Raw genomic sequence first — 355 nt, forward strand, 5'->3', positions numbered from 1 at the left:
TTCAAGTAACAGTAACAGCGACAGACAAATCAGGAAATACATCTAGTACAACAGTGACAGTAAAAGTAGTAGAAAAAGAGGAAGAAAAAGATACAGAAGCACCAGTATTAACACCAAAAGAAGGTGTGACAGTATTTGTAGGAGATAGCTTGAATGCTAGTGATTTAGTAAACGTATCAGACAATAAAGATCCAAATCCAGTATTAACAATTGGAGAATATAATACAAGTAATGCGGGTAATATTCAAGTAACAGTAAAAGTAGTAGAAAAAGAAAAACCAGAGGAACAGAAACCAGAGCAAAAACCAGAGAACAGAAACCAGAGCAAAAACCAGAGAACAAAAACCAGAGCAAA

Annotated in this window: 1 pseudogene; it reads left to right on the forward strand. The window is 34.6% G+C overall.

What is annotated here, in order from left to right:
* A pseudogene (locus V7024_RS22845) lies at positions 1-355 on the forward strand (adhesin); the annotation flags it as partial.

Origin of the sequence: Bacillus sp. JJ864, from assembly GCF_036963045.1 — a bacterium.
In the GTDB taxonomy this organism is placed as follows: domain Bacteria; phylum Bacillota; class Bacilli; order Bacillales; family Bacillaceae_G; genus Bacillus_A; species Bacillus_A pseudomycoides_C.